26 protein-coding genes are annotated in these 25,487 nt (G+C 64.2%); 13 read left to right on the top strand and 13 right to left on the bottom strand.

Annotated elements, in window-relative coordinates:
* The first annotated feature begins 185 nt into the window (after positions 1-185).
* The 7 genes from rplS to JDO7802_RS00685 all read left to right on the top strand — a co-directional run bounded on the left by rplS (position 186) and on the right by JDO7802_RS00685 (position 6,438).
* Positions 186-563, top strand: a complete 378-nt coding sequence (gene rplS, locus JDO7802_RS00715; RefSeq protein ID WP_055081785.1) for a 50S ribosomal protein L19 — start codon at positions 186-188, stop codon at positions 561-563.
* A gap of 11 nt (positions 564-574) precedes the next feature.
* Entirely contained in the window at positions 575-796 is a 222-nt protein-coding gene (gene rpmE / locus JDO7802_RS00710; protein WP_055081784.1) for a 50S ribosomal protein L31, read from the top strand.
* Positions 797-1,001: 205 nt separating this feature from the next.
* On the top strand, positions 1,002-1,811 hold the full coding sequence (locus JDO7802_RS00705; protein ID WP_055081783.1) for a division plane positioning ATPase MipZ: 810 nt from the start codon (positions 1,002-1,004) through the stop codon (positions 1,809-1,811).
* A gap of 167 nt (positions 1,812-1,978) precedes the next feature.
* On the top strand, positions 1,979-2,962 hold the full coding sequence (locus JDO7802_RS00700) for a glycine betaine ABC transporter substrate-binding protein (RefSeq protein ID WP_055081782.1): 984 nt from the start codon (positions 1,979-1,981) through the stop codon (positions 2,960-2,962).
* Positions 2,963-3,224: 262 nt separating this feature from the next.
* Complete coding sequence (locus tag JDO7802_RS00695; RefSeq protein WP_055081781.1) at positions 3,225-4,211, top strand: ABC transporter substrate-binding protein; 987 nt, start codon at positions 3,225-3,227, stop codon at positions 4,209-4,211.
* Positions 4,212-4,324: 113 nt separating this feature from the next.
* Positions 4,325-5,374 carry an ABC transporter permease gene (locus tag JDO7802_RS00690; RefSeq protein WP_055081780.1) on the top strand — a complete coding sequence of 350 codons (1,050 nt, stop codon included), beginning with the start codon at positions 4,325-4,327 and terminating at the stop codon, positions 5,372-5,374.
* Complete coding sequence (locus tag JDO7802_RS00685; RefSeq protein ID WP_055081779.1) at positions 5,374-6,438, top strand: ATP-binding cassette domain-containing protein; 1,065 nt, start codon at positions 5,374-5,376, stop codon at positions 6,436-6,438. Before JDO7802_RS00690 ends, JDO7802_RS00685 begins: the two co-directional genes overlap by 1 nt.
* 62 nt (positions 6,439-6,500) lie before the next feature.
* On the opposite strand, the gene JDO7802_RS00680 is transcribed toward JDO7802_RS00685, so the two are convergent.
* The 10 genes from JDO7802_RS00680 to JDO7802_RS00635 all read right to left on the bottom strand — a co-directional run bounded on the left by JDO7802_RS00680 (position 6,501) and on the right by JDO7802_RS00635 (position 15,612).
* Positions 6,501-7,517: a cytochrome d ubiquinol oxidase subunit II gene (locus tag JDO7802_RS00680; RefSeq protein ID WP_055081778.1), complete on the bottom strand. Its 1,017-nt coding sequence runs from the start codon at positions 7,515-7,517 to the stop codon at positions 6,501-6,503.
* A gap of 5 nt (positions 7,518-7,522) precedes the next feature.
* Positions 7,523-8,974 (bottom strand): cytochrome ubiquinol oxidase subunit I, encoded by a 1,452-nt coding sequence (locus tag JDO7802_RS00675; protein ID WP_245624074.1) that lies wholly within the window; start codon positions 8,972-8,974, stop codon positions 7,523-7,525.
* Entirely contained in the window at positions 8,971-9,522 is a 552-nt protein-coding gene (locus tag JDO7802_RS00670) for a GbsR/MarR family transcriptional regulator (protein WP_055082909.1), read from the bottom strand. The genes JDO7802_RS00675 and JDO7802_RS00670 overlap by 4 nt, the downstream gene beginning before the upstream one ends.
* Positions 9,523-9,592: 70 nt before the next feature.
* On the bottom strand, positions 9,593-10,381 hold the full coding sequence (locus JDO7802_RS00665) for an amino acid ABC transporter permease (protein ID WP_055081777.1): 789 nt from the start codon (positions 10,379-10,381) through the stop codon (positions 9,593-9,595).
* Between the two features lie 20 nt (positions 10,382-10,401).
* On the bottom strand, positions 10,402-11,190 hold the full coding sequence (locus JDO7802_RS00660) for a transporter substrate-binding domain-containing protein (RefSeq protein WP_055081776.1): 789 nt from the start codon (positions 11,188-11,190) through the stop codon (positions 10,402-10,404).
* A gap of 65 nt (positions 11,191-11,255) precedes the next feature.
* Complete coding sequence (locus tag JDO7802_RS00655; RefSeq protein ID WP_306455339.1) at positions 11,256-12,308, bottom strand: HesA/MoeB/ThiF family protein; 1,053 nt, start codon at positions 12,306-12,308, stop codon at positions 11,256-11,258.
* Complete coding sequence (gene dut / locus JDO7802_RS00650) at positions 12,308-12,775, bottom strand: dUTP diphosphatase (RefSeq protein ID WP_055081774.1); 468 nt, start codon at positions 12,773-12,775, stop codon at positions 12,308-12,310. Before dut ends, JDO7802_RS00655 begins: the two co-directional genes overlap by 1 nt.
* Positions 12,772-13,965 carry a bifunctional phosphopantothenoylcysteine decarboxylase/phosphopantothenate--cysteine ligase CoaBC gene (gene coaBC, locus JDO7802_RS00645; protein WP_055081773.1) on the bottom strand — a complete coding sequence of 398 codons (1,194 nt, stop codon included), beginning with the start codon at positions 13,963-13,965 and terminating at the stop codon, positions 12,772-12,774. Before coaBC ends, dut begins: the two co-directional genes overlap by 4 nt.
* Before the next feature lie 43 nt (positions 13,966-14,008).
* Positions 14,009-14,737, bottom strand: a complete 729-nt coding sequence (locus JDO7802_RS00640) for a ChaN family lipoprotein (protein WP_245624073.1) — start codon at positions 14,735-14,737, stop codon at positions 14,009-14,011.
* Positions 14,734-15,612, bottom strand: a complete 879-nt coding sequence (locus JDO7802_RS00635; RefSeq protein WP_055081772.1) for an RNA polymerase factor sigma-32 — start codon at positions 15,610-15,612, stop codon at positions 14,734-14,736. Before JDO7802_RS00635 ends, JDO7802_RS00640 begins: the two co-directional genes overlap by 4 nt.
* Before the next feature lie 99 nt (positions 15,613-15,711).
* Here JDO7802_RS00635 and cobU point away from each other — a divergent pair, with 99 nt between their 5' ends.
* The 4 genes from cobU to JDO7802_RS00615 are packed head-to-tail and all read left to right on the top strand — an operon-like array spanning position 15,712 to position 19,087.
* On the top strand, positions 15,712-16,227 hold the full coding sequence (cobU, locus tag JDO7802_RS00630) for a bifunctional adenosylcobinamide kinase/adenosylcobinamide-phosphate guanylyltransferase (RefSeq protein ID WP_055081771.1): 516 nt from the start codon (positions 15,712-15,714) through the stop codon (positions 16,225-16,227).
* Positions 16,224-16,781, top strand: coding sequence for a histidine phosphatase family protein (locus JDO7802_RS00625; RefSeq protein WP_055081770.1), 558 nt, complete (start codon positions 16,224-16,226; stop codon positions 16,779-16,781). Before cobU ends, JDO7802_RS00625 begins: the two co-directional genes overlap by 4 nt.
* Before the next feature lie 58 nt (positions 16,782-16,839).
* Complete coding sequence (locus tag JDO7802_RS00620; protein ID WP_055081769.1) at positions 16,840-17,520, top strand: glutathione S-transferase; 681 nt, start codon at positions 16,840-16,842, stop codon at positions 17,518-17,520.
* Positions 17,521-17,578: 58 nt separating this feature from the next.
* Positions 17,579-19,087 carry a YifB family Mg chelatase-like AAA ATPase gene (locus JDO7802_RS00615; protein ID WP_055081768.1) on the top strand — a complete coding sequence of 503 codons (1,509 nt, stop codon included), beginning with the start codon at positions 17,579-17,581 and terminating at the stop codon, positions 19,085-19,087.
* Here the strand turns inward: JDO7802_RS00615 and gshB are convergent.
* From gshB to rsmI, 3 genes are all read right to left on the bottom strand, one after another.
* Positions 19,084-20,037: a glutathione synthase gene (gene gshB, locus JDO7802_RS00610; protein ID WP_055081767.1), complete on the bottom strand. Its 954-nt coding sequence runs from the start codon at positions 20,035-20,037 to the stop codon at positions 19,084-19,086. The two genes, JDO7802_RS00615 and gshB, sit on opposite strands and share 4 nt — an antisense overlap.
* Positions 20,038-20,126: 89 nt before the next feature.
* On the bottom strand, positions 20,127-20,480 hold the full coding sequence (locus JDO7802_RS00605) for a YraN family protein (protein WP_055081766.1): 354 nt from the start codon (positions 20,478-20,480) through the stop codon (positions 20,127-20,129).
* Positions 20,477-21,331 (bottom strand): 16S rRNA (cytidine(1402)-2'-O)-methyltransferase, encoded by an 855-nt coding sequence (gene rsmI / locus JDO7802_RS00600; protein WP_055081765.1) that lies wholly within the window; start codon positions 21,329-21,331, stop codon positions 20,477-20,479. Before rsmI ends, JDO7802_RS00605 begins: the two co-directional genes overlap by 4 nt.
* Before the next feature lie 105 nt (positions 21,332-21,436).
* On the opposite strand from rsmI, the gene JDO7802_RS00595 reads away from it, so the two are divergent.
* Entirely contained in the window at positions 21,437-22,648 is a 1,212-nt protein-coding gene (locus JDO7802_RS00595) for a penicillin-binding protein activator (RefSeq protein WP_055081764.1), read from the top strand.
* A 31-nt stretch (positions 22,649-22,679) separates the two neighbouring features.
* Positions 22,680-25,436, top strand: coding sequence for a [protein-PII] uridylyltransferase (locus JDO7802_RS00590; RefSeq protein ID WP_055081763.1), 2,757 nt, complete (start codon positions 22,680-22,682; stop codon positions 25,434-25,436).
* The last annotated feature ends 51 nt before the right edge of the window (positions 25,437-25,487 follow it).

The raw sequence follows: 25,487 nt of genomic DNA, 5'->3' as shown, positions 1-25,487 counted from the left end.
CCTCGGCGTCCGGGGCCGCGCCTCGGTGTCGCCCCTTGCACCGGACCCCGGTTCGATATACCCCGCGCGGACACGTACCGCCCCGGCCCGCCGGGACGCTCTGCGTGGCAAAAAGAAAAGCCGTGCCCGAACGGGTGCAGGACATCATCCGCGGGCAAACCGCGCGTATTCATAGGAGGGTTCCCATGAACCTGATCGCTCAGATCGAGGCGGAGCAAGTCGCCGCCCTCGGCAACGACATTCCGGACTTCAAGGCCGGCGACACCATCCGCGTCGGCTTCAAGGTTACCGAAGGCACGCGCACCCGCGTGCAGAATTACGAAGGCGTCTGCATCGGCCGCAAGCACGGGACCGGCATCGCCGGTGCGTTCACGGTCCGCAAGATTTCCTTCGGCGAGGGTGTGGAGCGTGTGTTCCCCCTTCACTCGACGAATATCGACAGCATCACCGTCGTGCGCCGTGGCCGCGTGCGCCGCTCGAAGCTGTACTACCTTCGCACCCGCCGTGGTAAGTCTGCCCGCATCGTCGAGCAGACCAATTACCGCGCCCCCAAAGCCAGCTAAGGAGAGATGTGATGAAAAAGGATCTGCATCCCGACTACCACGCCATCGACGTCAAGCTGGTCGATGGAACGATCATCCAGATGCGCTCCACCTGGGGCTCCGAAGGCGATCAGCTTTCGCTGGACATCGACCCGTCCGTGCACCCGGCCTGGACCGGCGGCACCTCGCGTCTGATGGACACCGGCGGTCGCGTGTCCAAGTTCAAGAACAAGTACGCCGGCCTCGGCTTCTGAAGCCACGCCAACCTACATCAGGGGCTGCCTTCGGGCGGCCCTTTTTCGTTTCGGCATCCGCACGCCGCGCGCCGAACCGCGATGTTTTTATCAACGCGCGGGATTTTCGCGTGCCAACCGATTCGCGCGTTCTGGGCAAGGCGCGCAACAGGCCCTAAGACGTGGCAAGACCCGACTTACGGGTGGTAGAGACAGGGGCGGGCCAATGGCGCACATCATCGTCTTCGGCAACGAAAAGGGCGGGTCGGGCAAATCGACCACCTGCATGCATACCGCGACGGCCCTGGTGCGCGCGGGTCTTCGCGTCGGCGTCCTCGACCTGGACCTGCGGCAGCGGACCTTCACCCGGTATCTTGAAAACCGCGTGGACTACGGCGCGCGTCACGGGGTTCAACTGCCCACGCCAGAGGTCATGGGCCTTCCCAAGATCGACCGGGCGGACCTGTCCGAAGGGGAAAATCCCTTCGACAAATCCCTGTCGCTTGCCGTTGCAGAGTTGGAGGACAAGGTCGATTTCATCGTGATCGACTGCCCCGGCAGCCACACCCGCTTGAGCCAGGTGGCCCACAGCCTTGCCGATACGCTGGTCACGCCGCTCAACGACAGTTTCGTCGATTTCGACCTGCTGGCCCGCATCGACCCCGATTCCGCCACGATCATCGGCCCGTCCGTCTATTCGGAGATGGTCTGGCACGCCCGCCAGTTGCGCGCCAAGGCCGGACTCAAGCCCATCGACTGGATCGTGCTGCGCAACCGTCTGGGCGCGCAGGAAATGCACAACAAGCGCAAGATGGGTCAGGCGCTGGAAGACCTGGCCAAACGGATCGGTTTCCGCGTGGCCCCCGGCTTTACCGAACGGGTCATCTTCCGGGAGTTGTTTCCCCGTGGCATGACCCTGCTCGACCTCAAGGACATCGGGATCGCGAACCTGAACCTGTCGAATGTCGCCGCCCGCCAGGAAGTGCGCGACCTGATCCGAGCCCTGAATCTGCCGAACGTCGACATCACCGTCTGACGCGCGGACCGCGGCTCCTCGCCGCGCTTCCACATCATCCGGTTGACGGGACCGTCCGACCTTGTCAGCGTCGGAAGCTATCCGCGCGGTGGGGGTCGGTTCACAGTGGTCCGACGGTGCCGTGTCGGGGTCGATCGATCGACCGCCCATCAAGGAGATGTGGACCCATGAAGAGATTTCTGATCACGACGGCCCTTGCCGCAACGGCCGCGACCGGGTTCGCCGGTCTGGCGCAGGCCGACGCCCACGCCGATTGCAGCAATGTCACCATCACCGAGATGGACTGGGCCTCGGCCGCAATCGTCACGAATGTGGCCAAGTTCCTGATGGAGCAAGGGTATGGCTGCAACGTGACGGCCGTGCCGTCGGCGACCACGCCCGCCATGGTGTCCGTGGCGGAAACCGGAAGCCCCGACATCGTCACCGAGGTCTGGACCAACGGGAACCCCGGCTACGACGAGTTGTCGGCCGCAGGCACGATCGTGACGCTGTCCGATGTTTTGTCCGACGGCGGCGTGCAAGGCTTCTACCTTCCGACCACGTTGGTCGAGGCGCATCCCGAACTGGCGACGATCGACGGCGTTCTCGCCAACCCGGAGCTGGTCGGCGGTCGCTTTCATGGCTGCCCCGATGGCTGGGCCTGCCAGACCACCGGCACTGCTTATGCCACCGCCGCCGATTTCGAACAGGCCGGCATTGAGGTCTTCCAGCACGGCTCTGGCGAGACGCTTGCCACCTCGATGGCCTCGGCGGTCGAAAACGGGGAGCCGTGGTTCGGCTATTATTGGGAGCCGACGAGCATCCTGGGCAAATATGACATGACGCAGGTCGATCTGGGCGACTACGACCAAGAGATCTTCACCTGCAACTCCAACGCAGATTGCGAAGATATCGGCGTGACGTCCTACCCAGTCGTGCCCGTCAAGACGGTCGTCACCACGACATTCCAGGAGGAGCAGCCGGATCTGACCGAACTGATGAACAAGGTGCAGTTCACGAACGCGCAGATGGGCGAAGTTCTGGCTTGGCAGGAAGACAACAATGCCTCCGTACAGGAAGCGTCGGTCTATTTCCTGACCAACTATACCGACGTCTGGCAGGACTGGGTGAACGACGCCGCGCGCGAGCGTCTGGCCGCCCTGCTGCAGTAACCAAACGTGCCTGCGGCGGACGACACCCCGCCGCAGGTCGATCCGCCAAGCCCCGTCGAGTGAGCGACGTCCCGGCCAAAGGCCGTCTGCGACAGATACTTGTCGCTTTTCGACTATCCGGTTGACCTCCGACGCTGGCCTTGCAACCCTTTAGGCATACCCGATTGGTGAAAACTCGGGTTTGCATAGCGCCGCCTGTGAATGGGCGGCCTCGCCGGACCAACAGCCGGCGGTCGAAATCCACACAGGGAGAAGTGGACACATGAAGAAGTATCTTATCACGACGGCCTTTGCCGCCACGGCTGCGACCGGCTTTGCCGGCGTTGCGATGGCCGACGGTCACACCGCAGAATGCGGTGAAGTTTCCATCACCGAGATGAACTGGGCCTCCGCCGCGATCGTCACTTCGATCTCGTCGTTCCTGATGGAGCAGGGCTACGGCTGCGACGTCACCAAAGTGCCGTCCTCCACCACGCCCGCGCTGGCCTCCGTCTCCGAAACGGGCAAGCCCGAGATCGTGACAGAGCTTTGGATCAACGGCACGCCTGCCTACGGCGAGTTGCAGGAAGCCGGCACCATCGAGACGCTGACCGACGTTCTGTCGGACGGCGGCATCGAAGGCTGGTGGATCCCGACCTATCTGGCCGAAGCCCACCCCGAGCTGACCACGGTGGAAGGCCTGCTGGCCAACCCCGACCTCGTCGGTGGCCTGTTCCACCAGTGCCCCGAAGGCTGGGGTTGCAAGAACACCAACGCCGGGATGATTCGTGCGCTTGATCTCGAAGGCAACGGCTTCGAAATCTTCCAGCACGGCTCGGGCGAGACGATGGCAACCTCCATCGCCGCCGCGTTCGAGGCGGAAGAGCCGTGGCTCGGTTACTACTGGGCCCCGACGTCCGTCCTGGGCAAGTACGACATGACCCAGATCGACCTCGGCCCGTACAACGAGACCGAGCATATGTGTAACGCCGACCCCGATTGCGAAGACGTCGGCATGTCGTCCTATCCGGTCGGCCCGGTGAAGACGGTCGTGACCACCGACTTCGTCGAGCGTCAGCCCGCCATCGCCGAACTGATGAAGAACGTCAGCTTCACCAACGCCCAGATGGGCGAAGTCCTGGCCTGGCAGGAGGACAACAATGCCTCCGCCGACGAAGCCGCCGTGTACTTCCTGACCAATTATCAGGACACGTGGCAGAATTGGGTCAGCGACGAAGCCCGCGAAAAGCTCGCGGCGCTGCTGCAGTAAACGACATAGCGGAAAACGGGCCCTCCGGGGCCCGTTTTTCGTTTGAAGACCGACGAATCCGGGTAACCTGACGATCCAAGAACAAAGAACAAAGACGACCAACGGGGAACGACATGGCGACGTATGATGGACTGATCGGGGCTCTGGGCCTCGAAGAATGGTGTGGCGGTGGCAAGACCGACGGCCCGATGACGATGGCCGAACTGCTGGCCCGCGCGAATGGCACCTCCGCACCCGCAGGGTCGCCCGATCCGGCGACGCCGTTGATGCAGACACCTTTCCCGTCGCTCGACGCGCTCAACAAATCCTGCTCCGCGATCCCGCGGTCGCGCGACATGACCGAAGCGGTCGAGCAGGGCTTCCTGGCCATCAAGGACCCACTCAAGGTCGTCCTCGACCCGGTCACGCAGCCTCTGTCCTATATGCTCGACTGGGCCCTCGCCGGGTTCGAAGCGGTGCCGTGGTTCATAATGATCCCGCTACTGGTCGCGATCACGTGGTTTGCAACCAAAAAAATCGGCGTGACGCTGTTCGTGCTCGCGTCCTTCTGCTTCATGGCCTTCATCAACTACTACGACGAAGCGATCCAGACGCTGTCCATTATCTTCGTGTGTACGATTATCGCTGTCCTTCTCGGCGTGCCCATCGGCATCGCCATGTCGCGGTCGAATATCCTGCAACGCGCCGTGATACCCATCCTCGACATGCTGCAGACCCTGCCGACATTCGTGTATCTGGTCCCGCTGATCTTCCTGTTCTCGGTTACCGAATCCAAACTCTACGGCATCGCGATCATCCTCTATGCGATCGTGCCGGTGATCCGCCTGACCGATCTGGGCATCCGCCTGGTGGACAAGGACGTGATCGAGGCGGCGGATGCTTTCGGCATGTCGTCGCGCCAGAAACTCTGGGGTGTGCAGGTGCCATTGGCCCTGCCAAACATCATGGCTGGCATCAACCAGACCATCATGATGTCGCTGGCCATGGTCGTGATCGCGTCGCTGGTGTCCGCACCGGGTCTGGGCGTCAAGGTTCTGGCCGGTATCCGGAACCTGGAACTGGGCGTCGGCCTGGTCGCGGGCTTCTGCATCGTCCTTCTTGCGGTTCTTCTGGACCGTTCCACCAAGGCCGCCCTCGGTCGCATCGACACGAGTGCCCGCTGATGTCCAATGAAATCAAAGTCTCGATCCGCAACCTCTACAAGATCTTCGGGACCAACCCGAAGGCCATGATGGAGCACGTGCGCAGCGGCGTCGGAAAGCCCGAGCTTCTGGAAAAGTACGGCCATGTTCTGGGCCTGCAGGATATCAACGTCGACATCCGCGAAGGCGAGATCACGGTCATCATGGGGCTGTCGGGGTCGGGCAAATCGACCCTGATCCGCCATCTGAACCGTCTGATCGACCCCACAGCGGGCGAAGTCATCGTCAACGGCGAAGATGTCCTGGCCTATTCGGAATCGCGCCTGGCAGAGTTGCGGCAGAACACAATGTCGATGGTGTTCCAGAAATTCGCGCTGTTCCCGCATCAGACGGTTCTGGCCAACGCCGGCATGTCACGGCGGGTACGCGGTGAATCGAGCGAGATCGCCGACACCGAAGGGCAGAAATGGCTCGAACGGGTCGGGCTCAAGGGCTACGGCGGCCATTACCCCGGTCAGTTGTCGGGTGGCATGCAGCAGCGTGTGGGCATCGCCCGGGCTTTGTCGTCGGATTCCGAGATCATGCTGATGGACGAGGCGTTCTCGGCGCTCGATCCGCTGATCCGGACCGACATGCAGGACCTGCTGCTGGAATTGCAGCGGGAATTGCGCAAGACGATCATCTTCATCACCCACGACCTGGACGAGGCTCTCAAGCTGGCAGACCATCTCGTGATTTTGAAGGATGGGGCTGTCATCCAGCAGGGGGAGCCGCAGGAGATCCTGCTCAATCCAAACGACGACTACATCATCGACTTCATTTCCGACATCAACCGCGCCCGCGTGCTTCGCGTCCGGTCGATCATGGAGGTAACGAACGCCCCCGGCGTGAACGTCGCGGGCGACGTGTCGCCGATGCAAAATCTGGAATCGGTCATCGCCATGTCCGAAGGCGACACCAATCTGAACTACCGCGTGATGGAGGACGGCACGCAGGTCGGCCTTCTGCACATGCGCGATCTGGTCAAGGCACTGGTGCCTGTCGAAGCCGCCGATCCAGCCCGCCGCGCGGCCTCCGCCGCCTGATCACCGCTCCACCATTATCAAAGGCCCGGTCTCAGGACCGGGCCTTTTTCGTAATGTCACCTTCAGTCGTAACGCAGTGCCTTCGCCTTGCCGCGGAATACCCAATACGCCAGCGCGGTATAGGCCAGGATCGTCGGCACCACGAACATCGCCCCGATCAGGATAATGAACAGACTCTCCGGCGCGCTTGCCGCCTCGTAGATCGTCAGGCGTTCGGGCACGACATAGGGATAGAAGCTGTAGCCTAGGCCAAGGAAGGCCAGCGTGAACAGACCCAACGCCACGCAGAACGGGGCCCAAGCCCAACGATCGTTTTCGGCCGGGAGATGTTTGAACGACCGCCACAGCAAGAAAAGCAGCGCAAGCGACAGCACCGGCAAGGGCGAGAGATAGAGGATCGAGGGGAAGCTGAACCACTTCTCGAAGATGCGTGGGCTGACCAGCGGCGACGCGAGACTGATCGCCCCGATCCCGACAACGAGGCCCCAGATGCACCCTTTGGCCCAGCCAACAGCCCGCACCTGCAACGCATCCTGCCCTTTCAGTATCAGCCAGGTCGACCCGATGAACGCATAGCCAATCGTCAACGAGACCGAGCAGAGCATCGCGAAGAGAAGCGTACCCGTGTTTATCTCCAGCCCCATGACGTAAAGGCCCAGCATGAACCCTTGCGCCAGCGTCGCCATTAGCGATCCGGTGAAGAACATCCAGTTCCAAAAGTTCTTATACTTCGCCCGCGCCTTGACGCGGAATTCGAAAGACACCCCCCGCAGGATCAGCCCGATCAGCAGGAAGAACACCGGCAGGTACAGCGTCGACAGGATCATGCCATGGGCCGTCGGAAACGCTACCAGTAGCAGGCCGATCGCCAGCACCAGCCAGGTTTCGTTCGCGTCCCAGAACGGGCCGATGGACGCGACCATCATGTCCTTTTCCACGTCGTCCCCGGCGAACGGCGTCAGGATGCCGACGCCAAGGTCATACCCGTCCAGGACGACGTAAAGCAGTATCGAAAAGCCCATCAGACCCGCGAAGACGAAGGGCAGCCAGACCGTGTCGGCGTATCCGAACAACTCCATCCGCCCTACTCCGCCGGGACCGCGCCGCCGCGATCCTCCCGTGCGATGACGTCGACCAGCGCCTCGCCCGACGCAGGCGTCAGACTTTCCAACGGCTCGTCGTGGCGGGCTTTCACGGCCAGATAGACGACCACGCCGATATAGGCGAAAAGCAATGCCGCATAGATCGCGAGGTAGCCCAGCAGCGTCGACAGGACCAGCGGCGCGGGCACATCGGCTACGGCCATTTCCGTCGTCATAACACCGTTCACCAGCCACGGCTGACGCCCGATCTCGGTCGTGTACCAGCCCGCCAGCGTGGCGACCCAGCCCGACAGCGCCATCGGCACCAAGGCATAGAGCAGCGGTTTCGGCAGGTGGCGGATCATGAACCGCCGGTCGGTGCCGGTCTCCTCGCAGGGCTTGCGCCGCCACAGGAAGATCAGCGAGCCCCAGGACATCAGGAGCATCGCCACGCCGGTCCCGATCATCGTGCGGAACGACCAGAACACCTTGCCGACCGGCGGGTGCAGAACGTCGCCGTCCTCAGTGACGAATTCATCGAGCGCGGGGATCGCCCCCTCGGCGCTATGGGTCAAGATGATAGATGCCATGTTGGGCACGGCGATCTCGAAATCGTTCGATCGCGTCTCCTCGTTCGGCAGGCCGAACAAGATCAGGGGGGTGTTGCCGTCGGTATCGGACCAGTTGCCCTCCATCGCCGCGACCTTGGCGGGCTGATGCTCGAGCGTGTTGAGCCCGTGCAGGTCGCCCATGAAGATCTGGATCGGGATCAGCAGCGCGGCGAAGGTTATGCCGACGCGGATCTGCGTGCGCACCGTCTCCTTCCGGTCACCACGGATGTAGCGGAAGGCGGCGATCCCCGCGATCACAAAGGCCACGGTCAGACCGGATGCCAAAAGCATGTGGGCAAGACGGTACGGCATCGACGGGTTGAAGATGATCGCCCACCAATCGGTCGCGAAGGCGACGCCGTCGACCATCTCGAACCCCTGCGGCGTGTGCATCCAGGAATTCAGCACGATGATCCAGAAGGTCGACATCGTGGTACCGAAGGCGACAAGAAACGTCGCCAGCGTATGCAACCAGCCGGGCACGCGCGAAAATCCGAACAGCATGATCCCGATGAACACCGCCTCCAGGAAGAAGGCCGTCATCACCTCATAGGCCAGAAGCGGCCCCGCGATATTGCCCACGGTTTCCATGAAGCCCGGCCAGTTGGTGCCGAACTGGAACGACATCGTGATACCCGACACCACCCCCATCGCGAATGACAGCGCGAAGATCTTGACCCAGAAGCGGTAGGCTTCCATCCACTTGAAATCGCCGGTCCATTGAAAGCGCAGCTTGAAGAACAGCAGGAACCAGCCCAGCGCGATCGTGATCGTGGGGAACAGGATATGGAAGGAGATATTGGCCGCAAACTGGATGCGGCTCAGGATCAGGGTGTCCATCATTTCGCGGCCCTCCGGAACGGGTTCAGGCGGGGACCCTTGTCCAGCAGTCCGCCAAGTTTGCGACCCATCGTCATCAGTTGTACCAAACGTTCGGTTTCCAGACGATTCATCTCATCGTGAAACTGGGTCATCATCTCGATCATCTCGCGCAATTCGGCAATCCGCGCTTCGGCATAGGCGTCGCCCTGTGGTCCGGCCATCTCCAGCTCTCGCAGTTTGGTCAGGGTGGGATCGACCTCCCGCTTGCGGCGTTCGGCCACCAGCGTTCGGACGATTTCCCACAGATCGTCGGGCGTGGTGAAATAATCGCGCCGGTCGCCCTGCACATGGCGCATCCGCACCAGATTCCAGGCCTGTAACTCCTTGAGACCCATCGAGGTATTCGAACGGCTGATCCCCAGGTCCGCTGTGATCGTCTCGGCGTTCAGCGGCTCTTCGGATAGGAAAAGCAGGGCGTAGATTTGCCCGACCGTCCGGTTCATGCCCCAACGGCTGCCCATCTCGCCGAAGTGCCAGATGAAGTCCTGATGCAGAGGTGAAAGCGCCATGTCGACCATTTCAGTAATTTCTGAAATTCATGTATCACCTGCGACGACCCATTGAAGGGGGGTGCGACAATCAGGACCGGTGCTGAAAATCGCCCAACTTACGCTCCAGCCGGCGCAGTCCCAGCGACAGCAGAATAGTCATCGTCAGATAGATCAGCGCGACCACGTTATAAGTCTCGAAGTACCGGAAATTGCCCGCCGCCGTCAGCTTGCCCAGCTGCGCGATATCCATCACGCCCACGACGGAAACGAGGCTGGAATCCTTCACCATCGCTACGAAATCATTGCCCAGCGGCGGCAGGATCGTGCGGATCGCCTGGGGAAAGACGATGTGGCGAAAGATGTGGACGCGTTTCAACCCCAGCGCCTTGGCCGCCTCGATCTGGCCCGGATCGACCGATTGAAGACCGGCGCGGAAGACTTCGGCGATGAAGGATGAATAGGCGATGACCAGCGCCAGAACAGCGCGCCACAGCAGAGGAAAATCCCGCGTTCGCGCCTCGGGCAGACCGATCCAGTTCCAGAACGCCACAAGTGCGGGGGCCAGAACGAACGCGACATAGAGCAGAAGGACGAGAATCGGGATGCCGCGCACGATTTCAATGTAAAACCGTGCGATCTGACGCGCGATCAGAGACCGAGACAACAACATCAGCGCCAGCCCCAGCCCCACGACCGATGCCGCGGCAAAACCGGTGAGCGTGACCAGAACCGTGATCCAGATGCCCCGGCGAAGGGTCGATAGGACCTGCCGCGCGCCATCGTCCATCAGCACGACGACATAGGCCGTCCCCAGCAGGACGGCCACCGCCAGAAGCCACCACGGAAAGTCGCGGTCGGATGTGTCGGAAGGCCGCAAGGGCCCTCCCCCTCAGCCGATCAACCGCCCAGCTTGTAGTCGAGGAACCACTTCGTGTTCAGCGCGTCGATCGTCCCGTCGTCCTTCATCGACGCGATGGCGGCGTTCATCGCACCGATCAATTCCTCCGAACCCTTAGGGAAGATAAAGCCGAAATCCTCCGTTCCCAGCGTTTCTCCCACGATCTTCAGCCCACCGTCCGACGCCGCGACATAACCGTTGCCAGCCGTGCCATCCGTCAAAATCAAATCGACGTCGCCGGCACGCAGGGCCTGCACCGTTGCGCCGAACGTCTCGAACAATTTGATGCGCGGGTTCGCCTCGTCCCCGTCCAGCACGTCATAAACGCCGACATAGAACGGCGTCGTTCCCGGTTGCGCGGCCATCAGCAGGTCCGGGTCGGCAGCGAACCCGGCGGCATCGGTGAAGCGATCTTCGTCGCCCCGCACCATCATCACCATTTCAGACCGCATGTAGGGGTCGGAGAAATCGACGGTTTCCTTGCGATCGTCCCGGATCGTGATGCCGGTCATCCCCATGTCCATCTGACCTTCGGATACGGCGGGAATCATCGCGTCCCAGCTGATCTTCTCGTACTCGGGCGTGATGTTGATGCGCGTCGCGATCTCGGCCATGGCGTCGTATTCCCAACCGATCGCATCGCCGCTGGCAGGGTCCTTGAACTGCAGCGGGGGATAGGCGTCCTCCGTCGCGATGGTCACGGTCCGCCCGCCCAGATCGGGCAGATGTCCATCGGCAAAGGCAGGCATCGCAAGGCCGAGCGCGGCAAGCAGGGCAAGGGTCTTCATCGGGCTATCCTCCGGGGAGTTGGGTCACCGGCAATGATGCAGCGATGCCGTCCCGGCGCAAGGGGTCAGACGGATCCGCAGGTCGCGCAGCCCTGTCGTCGCCCGATCTTCACGCGCCGCGCCTCTGCGTCCAGCCCGTCCCACAGCAGCATGGCGCCGCGCAGGGTCGTGCCGGCACCCGTGATCTCCTTAATGGTTTCCAGCGCCATGATCGATCCGACGATGCCCGGCAAGGCCCCGATGACGCCGGCTTCGGCGCAACTGGGGGCCAGGCCGGCGGCCGGGGCGTCGGGGAACAGGCACGTCAGACAGGGCGCGCCGCGCGCCGGATCGTAGATCGTGACCTGTCCTTCCCACTGGGTGATGGCACCCGCGATCAGCGGTTTGCCCGCTGCGACGGCCGCGGCGTTCACGATTCGACGTGTTGCAAAGCTGTCCGATCCATCGACGATCAGGTCGTAATCGGCGAACAGATCGGGCGCGATATCGGCCGTCAGCCGGCGGTTGTAAGGGCGGACCGTGACATGCGGGTTCAACCCCCGCAGGCCCGTTTCGGCCGAGAAGACCTTGGGCTGCCCGCCGCGATCGTCGGCATGCACGATCTGGCGCTGCAGGTTCGACAACGACACGATGTCGTCGTCGATGACACCCAGCGTACCGACGCCCGCCGCGCCCAGATACAAAAGGACGGGCGACCCCAGCCCGCCGGCACCGATGACCAGCACCTTCGCATCCTTTAGCCGTCGTTGCCCCGGCCCGCCGACTTCGCGCAACATGATGTGGCGGGCATACCGCTCCAGCTCGACGTCCGAGAACGGCCCCGTCTGCGCCGGGGCGTCAGTCCCGTCGCGCGCGGCTTCGACCGTCTGGGCTTTGCTGCGGACGCGCCCCAGCACCTGGCGATAGCCCAGGATCGCGGCCACCATGGCCCCAAAGACCAGCCATTGCCCCGGCGATCCGCCCAAGGAATTTCGCAGGGGATGGCCGTCGGGAAGGGCGAATTGCACAAACAGAACCGCAACGTACAGCAGCGCCAGCATTAGGGCGCGCGCCTGGACCGGCGTTTTCAGGTAAACGCCCATGCCCCAGATCGCCGCCGCAAGGATCAGGACGACCATCACGGCCGCTTGGCCCCCACCCCGGTCGAACCGAACCCGGCGTTGCCCCGTTTCGTCATGCCAAGCTCTTCGATCACCTCGAACCGGGCCAGCACCACGGGGGCGACGACGGCCTGTGCGATGCGCATCCCGTGTTCGATATCGAAACTGTCCGATCCAAGATTGATCAGGATCACGCCCAAGGGGCCGCGATAGTCGCTGTCGATCGTACCGGGGGCGTTGGCCAGGGTCACCCCATGCTTCAACGCCAGGCCCGACCTGGGTCGGATTTGCATCTCATATCCGCGCGGGATAGCGATATTCAAACCCGTCCCCACCAGAATGCGGGCACCGGGCGCCAAGGCAATCGTCTTGCCGCCGGTATCGGCGTGCAGGTCAGCCCCAGCCGCCCCCAAGGTCGCATAGCTGGGCAACGGCAGATCGGGGTCGGCCCCGTGGGTCCGGGTGACTTCGATCAGAACGCTCATCTCAACGCCTCCGCGATGCGCACAGCCAGGCGTCGCGCGGTTTCCGCCTTGGACAGACGCGGCCAGTCTTCGGCCCCCGCGTCGGTGATGAGCGTGACGGAATTCTCGGATCCGCCCATGATGCCGGTCGCCGGAGAGACATCGTTCGCCACGATCCAGTCGCAGCCCTTGCGCCCCCGTTTTGCCGTCGCGTGGGCCGTCACATCATCCGTTTCCGCCGCGAACCCGACGACCAGCCGGGGCCGTGTGGTGCCTTGCGCGACCGTCTTCAGGATGTCGGGGTTTTCGGCGAACGACAGGACCGGGGCGGCACCGCTTGCGTCCTTCTTCATTTTCGACCCGCTCGCATTCTCGACCCGCCAATCTGCGACGGCGGCCGCCATGACCGCGACATCGGCGGGCAGCGCGGCAAGGGTCGCGTCCAGCATCTGCTGCGCGGTCTGCACCCGAACGACATCGACCCCGGCGGGCGGTGGCACGTCGGCGGGGCCTGTCACGAATGTAACGCGTGCGCCCAGATCGCGCAGCGCCGTGGCGATGGCCGTGCCCTGCGCCCCCGACGACCGATTGGCGATATAGCGGACGGGGTCGATCGGCTCGTGCGTGGGGCCGGACGTGACGAGGACATGCTTGCCGGACAGGGGGCCTTCGACGAAATGCGCCTCGACCGCCGACACGATGTCGGGCACGTCCGACAGGCGACCGGGGCCGAACTCGCCGCAGGCCATCGCCCCGTCCACCGGTCCGACCACCGCGATGCCATCGGCGCGCAGCGTGGCCAGATTGCGCTGCGTGGCCGGATGTTCCCACATGCGGACGTTCATCGCCGGCACGATCATCACCGGCGTGTCCGTCGCCAGCAGAAGTGTCGTCGCCAGATCATCGGCCAAGCCCCCCGCCATGCGCGCCATCAGGTTCGCCGTGGCCGGACAGACGAGGACAAGATCGGCGGCCCGGCTCAGTTCGATGTGCCCCATCTCGGCCTCGTCGGTCAGGTCGAACAGGTCTCGGTATACCTTGCTGGCGGCCAGGGCCGACACCGACAGCGGTGTCACGAATTCCTCGGCCGCGTGGGTCAGAACGGGTGTCACATGTGCGCCGCGGTCCCGCAGACGCCGCATCAGGTCGAGCGACCGGAACGCGGCGATGCCGCCCCCGATGATCAGCAAGATGGTCTTGTCGGTCAGCATGTGCCCCTCCGGTTCAACGCCAATGTCTAGGGCAGCCGTCGACCTAGCGGAAGGCCGCGCAGGGGTCGTCACGGTCGGGTGCGTCGCTTTGCACGGTCACGTCGCCGGGCAGCGTCTCGCCGCCTTCGCCCTGGATCAACGCGACCACGCGCAGGTCGGGCCGAACGCGCGCGATGGCCGCCGGCACCCCCCAATCGGTTCGCGCGTGCCCGTTGCCCGCGATCAGGACCACGGGGCCGCCGTAGCGATCGAAGGCCGCGATGGTGCGGGATGCAAACAGCGCGTCGGCCTGTCGCTGACGCTGCACGAACTGCGGCAACATCGCTGCGGGAAGAGCACCGCAGTGCGCGTCGGCCTGCAATTGCTCGCGTGCAGTTTGTTCCGCCTGTGGCAGTGGATCGGACAGACCATAGGCGGATAGATCGTCGGGTGCGCCCGCCGCCCCCAGGATCGGCGCGTCGGTCGCGGCCATGATCGGGGCGTACATCGCGATGTCGGGCCAGCCGCTGTTGGCCCAGTCGAAAATTTCACCAAGAACATGCGCATCGCGCGGCGTGTCCGGCGACAACCGGTCCGCCTGTTCGTCGGTCAATTGCTCGAACACGACGGCGGCGGGGTCCAGCGTTTCCACCAGACGGGCCTGAACAACGTGATGATGGGGGTTGTCGTGGATTTCGCCCAACACATAAATATCCGCCGGGGGCAGCGTTTGCGCCCCCGCCGGAAAAGTCGAAACGCTGACGACGGTCAGCAAGGCGATCAGGTAATTCACGCGAGGAAGCCAAAAACCTCCTTGCTTTCGGCTTCAAGCGATTTGCGCATCTTGGCGAAGGCCGCGGCCTCCAACTGACGCACACGCTCTTTGGACAACTTCAACTCATTGCCAAGCGACTCCAGCGTACGGGGGTCTTCCCGCAGCTTGCGTTCGCGCACGATGAACCGCTCCCGGTCGTTGAGGGCCGACAAGGCCATCAACAGCCACTCGCGCAGCATCGCGTTGTCGTGCTTCAGCTCGACCGTCTCTTCGGCCTGCGCGCAATCGTCTTCCAGGGCGTCGATCCACTCACGCCCTTCATCTTCCGACGACTGCGTGGCGTTCAGGCTGAAATCAGATCCGCCCAGACGACCTTCCATCATTTCCACGTCGCGCAGCGGAACGCCGACTTCGGTCGCGATCTTCTCGCGCATGGTCTGGCGGTCCAGCGCGACACCATCAGACGCAGCTTCCCGCTCAAGACGGGCCTGGACACGGCGCAGGTTGAAAAACAGGGATTTCTGGCTGCTGGTGGATCCGGTGCGGACCATCGACCAGTTGCGCATCACATAGTCTTGGATCGATGCCTTGATCCACCAGACGGCATAGGTCGAAAAACGAACACCGCGGTCGGGGTCGAATTTTTCAGCGGCTTTCATAAGACCCAGCCCGGCTTCCTGGATCAGGTCGTTCATCGGCGCACCGTACCGACGGAATTTCGAGGCCATCGAAATCGCCAGACGCATGTAAGCAGTGATCAGCCGGTGCAGGCTTTCCTCGCAGCGGTCATCGCGCCAGGCATAGGCAAGGCGCAACTCTGTCTCTGCGTCCAGCAATTCGGCTTTCATCGCACGCCGGGACAAGGACGTATCACTATTGAAATCTAGAGCCATCTCAAGTCTCCCTGGGGTGCATGCGATGTGCCGTGACGTGGCATCATACATCCAACTACGACAAGACTACGCCGATGGATCATTAAGAGTTCCCTAACAGTGTCAGAAAATTCGGACATCACCTTGGTCCTGGGCCATGCCGCATCCGGTAAGTCCTTATGGGCAGAAGCGGAAATCGCTCGCCTGGGGGGCAAAAAAAGCTATGTCGCGACCGCCCGCATCCTGGATGCAGAGATGCGGGCCAAGGTGGCCGACCACGCCGCGCGACGTGGACCAGAGTGGTCGCTGGTCGAGGCGGCAGACACCCTTGCCGCCGTCTGCACGCGGTTCGGCACGGACGACACCGTCCTGATCGATTGCGCGACAATGTGGCTGACGAACCGGATGATGGACGAAGACGATTGGCAATCCCTTGCGGAAGAATGGCTTTTTGCCATGCGGCGGTCTCGGGCGACGTTCGTCGTGGTGTCGAACGATGTCGGCGGCGGCATCACCCCGGACAATGCGATGGCCCGCCGGTTCCAGCGGATGCAGGGCGCGCTCAACCAGCGGCTGGCCACATATGCCGACCGGGTGGTCCTGGTGACCGCCGGCCTGCCGCAGCAGCTGAAATGACACGCCTGTGGCTCATCCGGCATGGCCCGACCCACGCGCGCACCATGGTCGGCTGGACGGACCTGCCCGCCGATCTTTCGGACCGCCCTGCCCTCGACCGGCTGGAACAGGTTTTGCCGCAGGCCCCGGTGATCAGCAGCGATCTGATACGCGCGGTTGACACCGCGACGGCCCTTCAGGGAGTCCGGCCCCGGCTTCCGCATGCTCAGACATTGCGGGAATTCAACTATGGCGCATGGGAGAACCGATCGTTCGAGGAGATCGAGAGCCCCGACCTGCGCTCTTATTTCGACGATCCGGGCGACCAGCGTGCGCCGAACGGCGAAAGCTGGAACGACGTGGATGCGCGTGTGACGGAAACCCTGACGCGGCTGGCGATCGGTCCCGATCTGATCGTGGTCGCACACATGGGCGTGATCCTGACACAATGGGCGCGCGCGGCCGGCAAGACGCCTTACGACGCGCTGGCGCAGAAGATCGACAACCTCAGCCTGACGCGCATCGACCTGACGCAAGACGGTCCGGTTGCGGTCGCGGCCAATCGAAAACCGTGATTCCTGTCATCAGGAATGGTCGTTTCGGGCAAAGCCGCAGGAATGATAAGACTGGTCCATGACCTATGACCTGCTGATCGGCGACCGATCCTATTCCTCCTGGAGCTTGCGCGGCTGGCTTCTTTTCGCAGCCTTCGACTTGCCCGTCCGGGTCGAGGTGAACGAGTTATACCGCGAGTCTTTCCACGACAGGCTGAAGGCCTGGGCCCCGGCCCGGACGGTGCCCGTTGCCCGTGCCCCAGACAGCGCGCTTTGGTGCGACAGCCTCGCCATTGCGGAAGGGCTGGCCGAGCGGCATCCGAAGGCCGGGCACTGGCCGAAAGACCCGAAGACCCGCGCCCTCGCCAGATCCATGACGGCCGAGATGCATTCGGGTTTCACCGCCCTGCGCGGGGCCTGCCCGATGAACCTGCGCGTCCGATGGGACGGATTCACGCCGGACGCCGCCGTCCGCGCCGACCTTGCCCGGCTGGAGACGCTTTGGGCGGCGGCGCGGGAGATGGCGGGGGACGGTCCCTGGCTCTTCGGCGCGTATTGTGCGGCGGACGCCTTTTTTGCGCCGGTCGCGATGCGGATCGCAGGCTACGACCTGCCGATCAGCGACGCGAGTCGCACCTACGTCGACGCGCATCTGACCCATGCCCCCCTGCGCGCCTGGCGGGCAGAGGGCGAAGCGCGCGACCGCACCCTGTCGAATTACGACATCGGGCTGCCAACGTCACCATTTCCAATCGTATGATGACCGTTAACCTTTCTTAAACCCCCTGCCCGTTAACCAACATGGGCAGGGGGAAAACATGCTCGCACGCACCACGACCGTCGCTTTCGAAGGGCTGGAGGCCCGACCCGTCGACGTGCAATGCGCCGTGTCCCCCGGCCTTCCGGGGTTTTCGGTCGTGGGCCTGCCCGACAAGGCCGTGTCGGAGGCGAAAGACCGCATTCGCACCGCCCTGTCCGAACTGGGGATCGCGCTTCCTTCCAAGAAGCTGACGGTGAACCTGTCGCCCGCCGATCTTCCCAAGGAAGGGGCGCATTTCGACCTGCCGATCGCGCTGTCGTTGCTCGCCGCGCTGGAAATCGTGCCGCCGACCCGTGTGGCCCGCGTCCTTAGCATCGGAGAGATGTCGCTCGATGGCGGCCTCGTCTCGGTTACCGGCGCGCTTCCGGCTGCCGTCACCGCCGCCGAGCTGGAGATGGAGCTTCTTTGCCCCGAGGCTTGCGGTGCCGAAGCCGCCTGGGTCGGGGGGGCCAGCGTTCACGCCGCGCGCTCGCTCAAGGCGCTGATGGACCATCTGATCGGCACGGCCCCCCTGCCTGCCGCCACCGCCGGGCGTATTCCAGAAGATGCCAGTCCGCTGTGCCTGCGCGACGTGCGGGGCCAGGACCGGGCTAAGCGCGCGCTAGAGATTGCGGCGGCCGGGCGTCACCACCTGTTCATGGTCGGACCGCCGGGTGCCGGCAAATCCATGCTGGCCGCCCGCATTCCCGGCCTGATGCCGCCGCTGTCGGCACGCGAGGCGCTGGAGACGTCGATGATCCATTCCCTCGCCGGAACGCTGGAGGAAGGCGGCATCCTGCATCGTCGCCCCTTTCAGGAGCCGCATCACACCGCGTCGGTCGCCGCCATCGCGGGCGGCGGCAAACGGGCCGGGCCCGGCCAGATCAGCCTTGCGCACAACGGCGTTCTCTTCATGGACGAATTTCCCGAATTCCCGCGCGCGGTGCTGGAAACCTTGCGTCAACCCATCGAAACCGGCGAAGTCACCATCGCGCGCGCCAACGCCCATGTCCGCTATCCCTGCCGCTTCCTTCTGGTGGCGGCGGCGAACCCGTGCCGGTGCGGAATGCTGTTCGACCCGGAACAGGCCTGCACCCGCGCCCCGACCTGCGGCGAGGATTACATGGGCAAGATCTCGGGGCCCCTGATGGACCGCTTCGACTTGCGGCTGGAGGTTCCGGCGGTCGAGGTCGCGGATCTGTCACGAGCCGCAACTGGGGACACGTCGGCGGCGACCGCGAACAGGGTCGCCGCGGCCCGCGCCGTTCAGGCCGAGCGCTATGCCGGCCACGACAGGGTCACCGTCAACGCCGACGTGGCCGGCGACGATCTGATGGCCGTGGCCGAACCCGACGAAGACGGGCGCGCGATGCTGCTGCAAGCGGTGGACCGATTCCGTTTGTCCGCGCGCGGATATCACCGTGTGCTCAAGGTCGCGCGCACCATCGCCGACCTCGACGGCAGCGAATGCGTGCGCCGCCCCCACGTGGCTGAGGCGCTGTCTTACCGTCTGGTCAGCGGCAGCTAGGCGCGCCGCCGCTCGATCGCGTCCCAGATCATCGCGCTGGCGTTGATACCGTCGAACGCCTCAAGTTCCTGCAGGCCGGTGGGTGACGTCAGGTTGATTTCGGTCAGCCAGTCGCCAATCACATCGATGCCGACGAAGATTTGCCCCGCATCGCGCAGACGCGGTCCGATCGCGGCACAGATCTCACGGTCCCGGTCGGTCAGGGCCACCTTCTCGGGTCGCCCACCGACGTGCATGTTCGACCGTGTCTCGCCCGCGGCCGGCACCCGGTTGATGGCACCCACAGGCTCCCCGTCGACCAGGATCACGCGCTTGTCGCCCTTGGACACGGCGGGCAGGAATTTCTGCATGATCAACGGCTCGTTGTTGATCGACGTGAATATCTCGTGCAGCGAATTTAGGTTGCGGTCGTCCGGCGTCAGGCGGAACACCCCGGCACCGCCATTGCCGTAAAGCGGCTTGAGGATCACATCGCCGTGCCGTTCTTTGAACGCCTTGAGCGTCTCCAGATCGCGGGCCACGACCGTCGGCGGCGTCAGGTCGGGAAAATCCAGTACCATCAGCTTTTCGGGCCAGCCGCGCACCCAAGCCGGATCGTTCACCACCAGCGTGCCGGGATGCACCCTCTCCAGCAGATGTGTCGACGTGATGTATCCCATGTCGAACGGCGGATCCTGGCGCAGCCAGACGACGTCGAGGTCAGCCAGGTCGTAGTTCTGCATTGCCCCCAGCGTGACATGGTTTCCAACCTCGCGGCGCAACTCCATCGACCGCCCCCGCGCGACGATGCGGCCTTCGACGTAGGCAAGTCTGTCCGGCGTCCAATAGACCAGCGAATGCCCCCGCGCCTGCGCTTCCAGCGCGATGCGGAAGCTGCTGTCGGCCTTGATGTCGACGCCTTCCATCGGATCCATCTGGAAACCGACCTTCAGAGATTTCGGGCTGGGCATCTGTGCATCCTCGGGCAAACTGCTTTGCCCCTAGATGGCGCAGGCCCGCTGGCGTGACAATGTGCTGTCGCGCAAGGCACCCCCCGGCGTCAGGCCGTCAGCGCGTTCTCGATGATCTCGATCCGGCCCACCGCATCGACAAGCGCGACGTCGAACCGGACCGAGCTGAGCATGCCGTTCGGCAAGGTGCCCATGTATTCGCCGGCGCAATCGAACAGCCGTCTGATCTGGTGATCACTGACGCGCGCGGCTGCGGCCGCATGGCTGTCACTCTTCTTCACTTCGATGAAGATGGTGTCGTCGCCGGCTTGCGCGATCACGTCGATCTCTCCGCCCTTGCCACGCCAGCGTCGCGCGACGACGCGGTAACCGGCCAGACCGTAGTGGCGCGCGACGCTGTCTTCCGCCGCAAGGCCGGCGTGATAGGACGTCGATCCGCTCATCCGTAATCCTTTATTCGCAGTGCCATCTGGTAGGCCATGTTACGCGCAATTCCGAAGGTTTCGGAAACGTCTTTTGCAGCGGATTTTACCGACCCTTCCTGCAAGGCGACGCGCAGGGCGGCCTCGACCGTGGCCTCGTCCGCCACGACCCCGGCGGCGCGGTCGATCACGACGACCACTTCGCCCTTCGTCGTCTCCTCGTCGTAGGATGCGGCAAGATCGGACAGAAGACCGCGCCGAACCTCCTCGAACCGCTTGGTCAACTCCCGGCAGACCGCCGCTTCGCGCTGGCCCAGAACCTCGGCCGCATCGCGCAGCATCGCGGCCAGACGGCGGGGCGATTCGTAGAAGACCAGCGTCCCGGGCACCGCCGCCAGATCACGCAACGCCGATTTGCGCGCCGCCGACTTGGGCGGCAGGAACCCGTTGAAAAAAAATCGGTCCGTCGGAAGCCCCGCAACGCAAAGCGCCGTCAGAACGGCGCTGGCCCCCGGAGCCGCGCGCACCGCAATGCCCTCGGCCCGCGCATCCACCCCCAGCCGGAACCCCGGGTCGGCGATCAGCGGCGTACCCGCTTCGGAGGCATAGGCGACCGACCGCCCAGCCCGCAACGCGCCCAGCAGACGGGGCAGGGCCTGCGGTCCGTTGTGATCATGATACGGGATCAGCGGGCGGTCCCCCAACGCGATGCCGTGGATATCCATCAACCGGCGTAGGGACCGCGTGTCCTCGGCCGCCAGAACGTCGGCTCCGGCCAGCAGGTCAAGGGCGCGCAACGTGATGTCGCGGGCCGTTCCGATAGGCACCGCAACAAGATGCAGCCCGGCTTCGATCCTGCCGATGTCCGCCATTTCGCATCTCCTCTGGTTCCGCCGTTTACGCGCCCGGATCGGGAAGGTATCCCTTGGGTCAAATCACGTGGCCGTGACAGGCCAATTCCCGGGGGGAAACCACTCATGTCCAAGCACAGCCTGTTCGTCTCACTCGCCGCACGTGCGCGCAAGGTCGCGCATCGCGCCCGCACGGCGGCGCTGCTGCTGGTGACGGGGGCCGCGCTTGCGGCCTGTAACGTCGCGGGTCCGGGTCTGGGCGGTGGTGGCGGTGGCGGCGGCACTGCCGGCAGCGGTCCGACCTCCGTGGCGCTTCTGGTGCCCTACGGCTCCAGCCGAGGCACCGACGCCACCGTGGCCCGCAGCCTTGAAAACGCGGCCCGCCTTGCTGCCGCCGACTTGGGGGACGGCGTCGTGTCGATCACCGTGTATCCCACGCAAGGAACGCCGGGCGGGGCCAGCGCCGCCGCGACGCAGGCAGTCGCGGCCGGGGCGCAGGTCATCCTCGGCCCGCTTTACGGCGATAATGCCGCTGCCGCAGGTGTGGCCGCGGCCGGGTCGGGCATCCCCGTGCTCAGCTTTTCGAACAACACGGCGATCTCGGGCGGGAACGTCTGGGTCCTTGGGAACACCTTCGAGAACACGGCCCGCCGGGTTCTGGGCTATGCCGCAACGCAGGGGCGCAACCGCGTCCTGGTGACCCACGCCAATAATCAGTCCGGCCAGATCGCCAACGCCGCCGTCGCACGCGCGGCTGGCGAAACGCAGGCCCAGATCACCGGCTCGGTTCCCTACGAGCTAAGCCAGGCGGGCATTCAGGCCGCCGTACCGGGCATCGTCGCGCAGGCGCGCAGCACCAATTCGAATGCCATCTTCCTGACCGGAAACACGTCGGGCGATCTGCCCGTCATCTCGCAACTGCTGTCCGAAGCCGGCATCGGCGGCGAGGATTTCAGGTTCCTTGGCCTCACCCGCTGGGACATCCCGGCCGAGGCGCTGCAGCTTCCGGGCCTGCAGGGCGGCTATTTCGCGCTGCCCGCACCCGGCCCGCTCAGCCAGTTCCGGTCGCGGTATTCCGCGGCCTATGGCGGCGCACCGCATCCCCTGGCCAACCTTGCCTATGATGGCATGGCGGCCATCGGGGCGATTTCACGGCAGGGCCAGACGGTCGGGCGCCGTTCACTGACGACCAACGCTGGCTTTGCCGGCACGGGCGGTATATTCCGACTGCGCGGCGATGGCACCAACGACAGGGCGCTGGCCGTCGCGCAAATCGTGAACCGTCAACTACAGGTGGTCAGCCCTGCCCCCAACAGCTTCGGCGGCGCCGGGTCGTAAGACCTCGGCCCCGGCCTTCACACTCCAAGACCTGCCACCGCCCGCGACCAGCGACACGCTGATCGCGCCCTTGGCCGAGATCTTCGACGCCGCGACCACGCTCGCGGCCTTGTCAGACGTGCATCGTCTGGACGACCCCATGGCGATCCGTCAGGCCACCGTCGCCGCCCTGTCGCAGGCTCAGGCCAAGGGGCGCGCCGCCATTCGTGCGGGGTTCCAGGCCGATCCGACGCGGGCCAGACGGGTCACGCATTCCTATGCGCATCTGACCGACCGGCTGGTCCAATGCGCTTGGCTTATCGCCACGCGGGTCCTGCATCCCTGCCCGATCCCGACCGATGGGGAGCATTTCGCGGTCATCGGCGTCGGCGGGTACGGCCGTGGCGAAATGGCCCCCCATTCAGACGTCGATCTGCTGTTCCTGACGCCCTACAAGGTCACCCCCATGGTCGAGAGCGTCGTGGAGTCGATGCTCTATATCCTGTGGGACCTGAAGCTGAAGGTCGGCCATTCGACCCGCACCGTGAAGGACTGCCTGCGGCTTGGGGCCGAAGACTACACCATCCGCACCTCCCTCCTGGAGCGTCGCCTGATTTGCGGCGAGGCGGCGCTGGCCGACACCCTCGACGCGCGCCTGTGGGAAGATCTGTTCCTCAAGACCGTGCCCGACTTCATCGACGCCAAGCTGCAGGAACGTTTCGAACGGCACCGCAAGCAGGGCGGCCAGCGCTATATTCTGGAGCCGAACGTGAAGGAGGCGAAGGGCGGCCTGCGCGATCTTCAGGCGCTCTACTGGATTGCGAAGTACCGGTACCGCGTGGACGACCCGGCGGTGCTGCAGACCATGGGCGTCTTCACCGAAGACGAATTCAAGGCGTTCGAGTCCGCCGAGCGGTTCCTGTGGTGCGTGCGTTGCCATCTGCACCTGATCGCCGGCCGCGCCGCCGACATGCTGACGTTCGACGCGCAGGTCGATGTGGCCGCCGCCATGGGGTACCGCGACCATGCCGGCCGGCGCGCGGTCGAGCATTTCATGCAAGACTACTTTCGCCACGCCACCCGCGTCGGAGAGTTGACGCGCATCCTTCTGGTCGCGCTGGAGGCGGACAACATCAAGCAGGAACCAGGCCTGATGGGGTTCTTCAAGCGCCGCCGCAGGGTCAAGTCGCCCTATGCCGAACGCCAGGGCCGGCTGGACGTGGACGACGAGGCCGCGTTTCTGGGCACGCCGCTCAACATGCTGGGCATCTTCGAGGAAGCGTTGCGCACCGGCCTGCTGCTGCATCCCCACGCCATGCGTCTGATCGGTGCGAACCGGCACCTGATCGACCGCGATCTGCGCGAAGACCCCGAAGCGGCGCGGCTGTTCCTCGGCCTGCTGCTCAAACACGGCAATCCCGAACGCGCCCTGCGCCGCATGAACGAGCTGGACATTCTGGGCGCCTTCATCCCGGAATTCGCCCCCATCGTCGCGATGATGCAGTTCAACATGTATCACAGCTACACCGTCGACGAGCATACCATCCAGGTCATCTCCCACCTCGCCCAGATCGAACGCGGGGAGAAGGTGGAGACGTTGCCACTTTGCTCGGATATCCTGGCCAAAGGCGTCAATCGACGCGTGCTCTACATTGCGTTGCTGCTGCACGACATCGGCAAGGGCCGGACCGAAGAACATTCGGTTCTTGGGGCGCGGATCGCCCGCGTCGTCGCCCCCCGCTTGGGCCTGAAGCCCAAAGAAGTGGAAACCGTCGAATGGCTGGTCCGGCACCACCTGCTGATGTCGGACATGGCGCAGAAGCGCGATATTTCCGACCCCCGCACCATCCGCGATTTTGCCAAGGCGGTGAAGACGCGTGAACGTCTTGATCTGCTCACGGTGGTGACCGTCTGCGACATCCGCGGGGTCGGCCCGAACGTCTGGAACAACTGGAAAGCACAGATGCTGCGCGCGCTGCACCGTGCCACCGCCGCAGCGCTCGAAAACGGGCTGGAGGATGTGAACCGGGAAACGCGGGAGAAGAAGGCCAAGCAGCTGTTCCGCGAAATGCTGCCCGATTGGTCGGAAGGAGCCCTGCGCGCCGAGTTGGGGCGCCACTACGGCCCCTACTGGCAAGGTCTGCCGACGGCGGCGCAGGTGCAATTCGCCAAGATGCTCCGCGACCTGCCCGACGGTGAAGTCCGCGTCGATCTGGAGGCGGACGAGGACCGCGACGCCACCCGCGCCCTGATGACCTGTCACGATCATCCCGGCATCTTCTCGCGCCTGGCCGGTGCCTTGTCGCTGGTTGGGGCGAACATCGTGGACGCGCGGACCTATACCTCCAAGGACGGATTCGCGACATCGGCCTTCTGGTTGCAGGACGCCGAGGGCCACCCCTATGAAGCCAGTCGTCTGCCGCGCCTGCGCAGCATGATCGAAAAGATCCTGCGCGGGGAGCTTGCCACCCGACGCGAATTGGAGGGCAAGGAGATCAAGAAGCGCGAACGCCGCTTCACCGTGCCCACCAACATCAGCTTCGACAACGAAGGGTCGGACATCTACACCATCATCGAAGTCGACACCCGCGACCGCCCCGGTCTGCTCTATGACCTGACGCAGGCCTTCGCGCAGTCGAACATCTACATCTCCCACGCCGTCATCGCGACCTACGGCGCGCAAGTGGTCGACAGCTTCTACGTCAAGGACCTGTTCGGCCTGAAAATCATGTCGAAATCCAAACAGGAAGCACTGTCAGAGAAACTCCGCGGTGCCGTCACACGCGCGGCGGAGCGGGCGGGGGCGTAACCGGGGGATTTATGTCCGCTGTGCGGGACGAAGCGCCAGTTCGTTGCACTT

It is taken from the genome of Jannaschia donghaensis (genome assembly GCF_001403795.1).
GTDB classification, from domain to species: domain Bacteria; phylum Pseudomonadota; class Alphaproteobacteria; order Rhodobacterales; family Rhodobacteraceae; genus Jannaschia; species Jannaschia donghaensis.
Note: the sequence above shows the minus strand (reverse complement) of the source record. Positions and strands in the feature narration are given on the sequence as shown.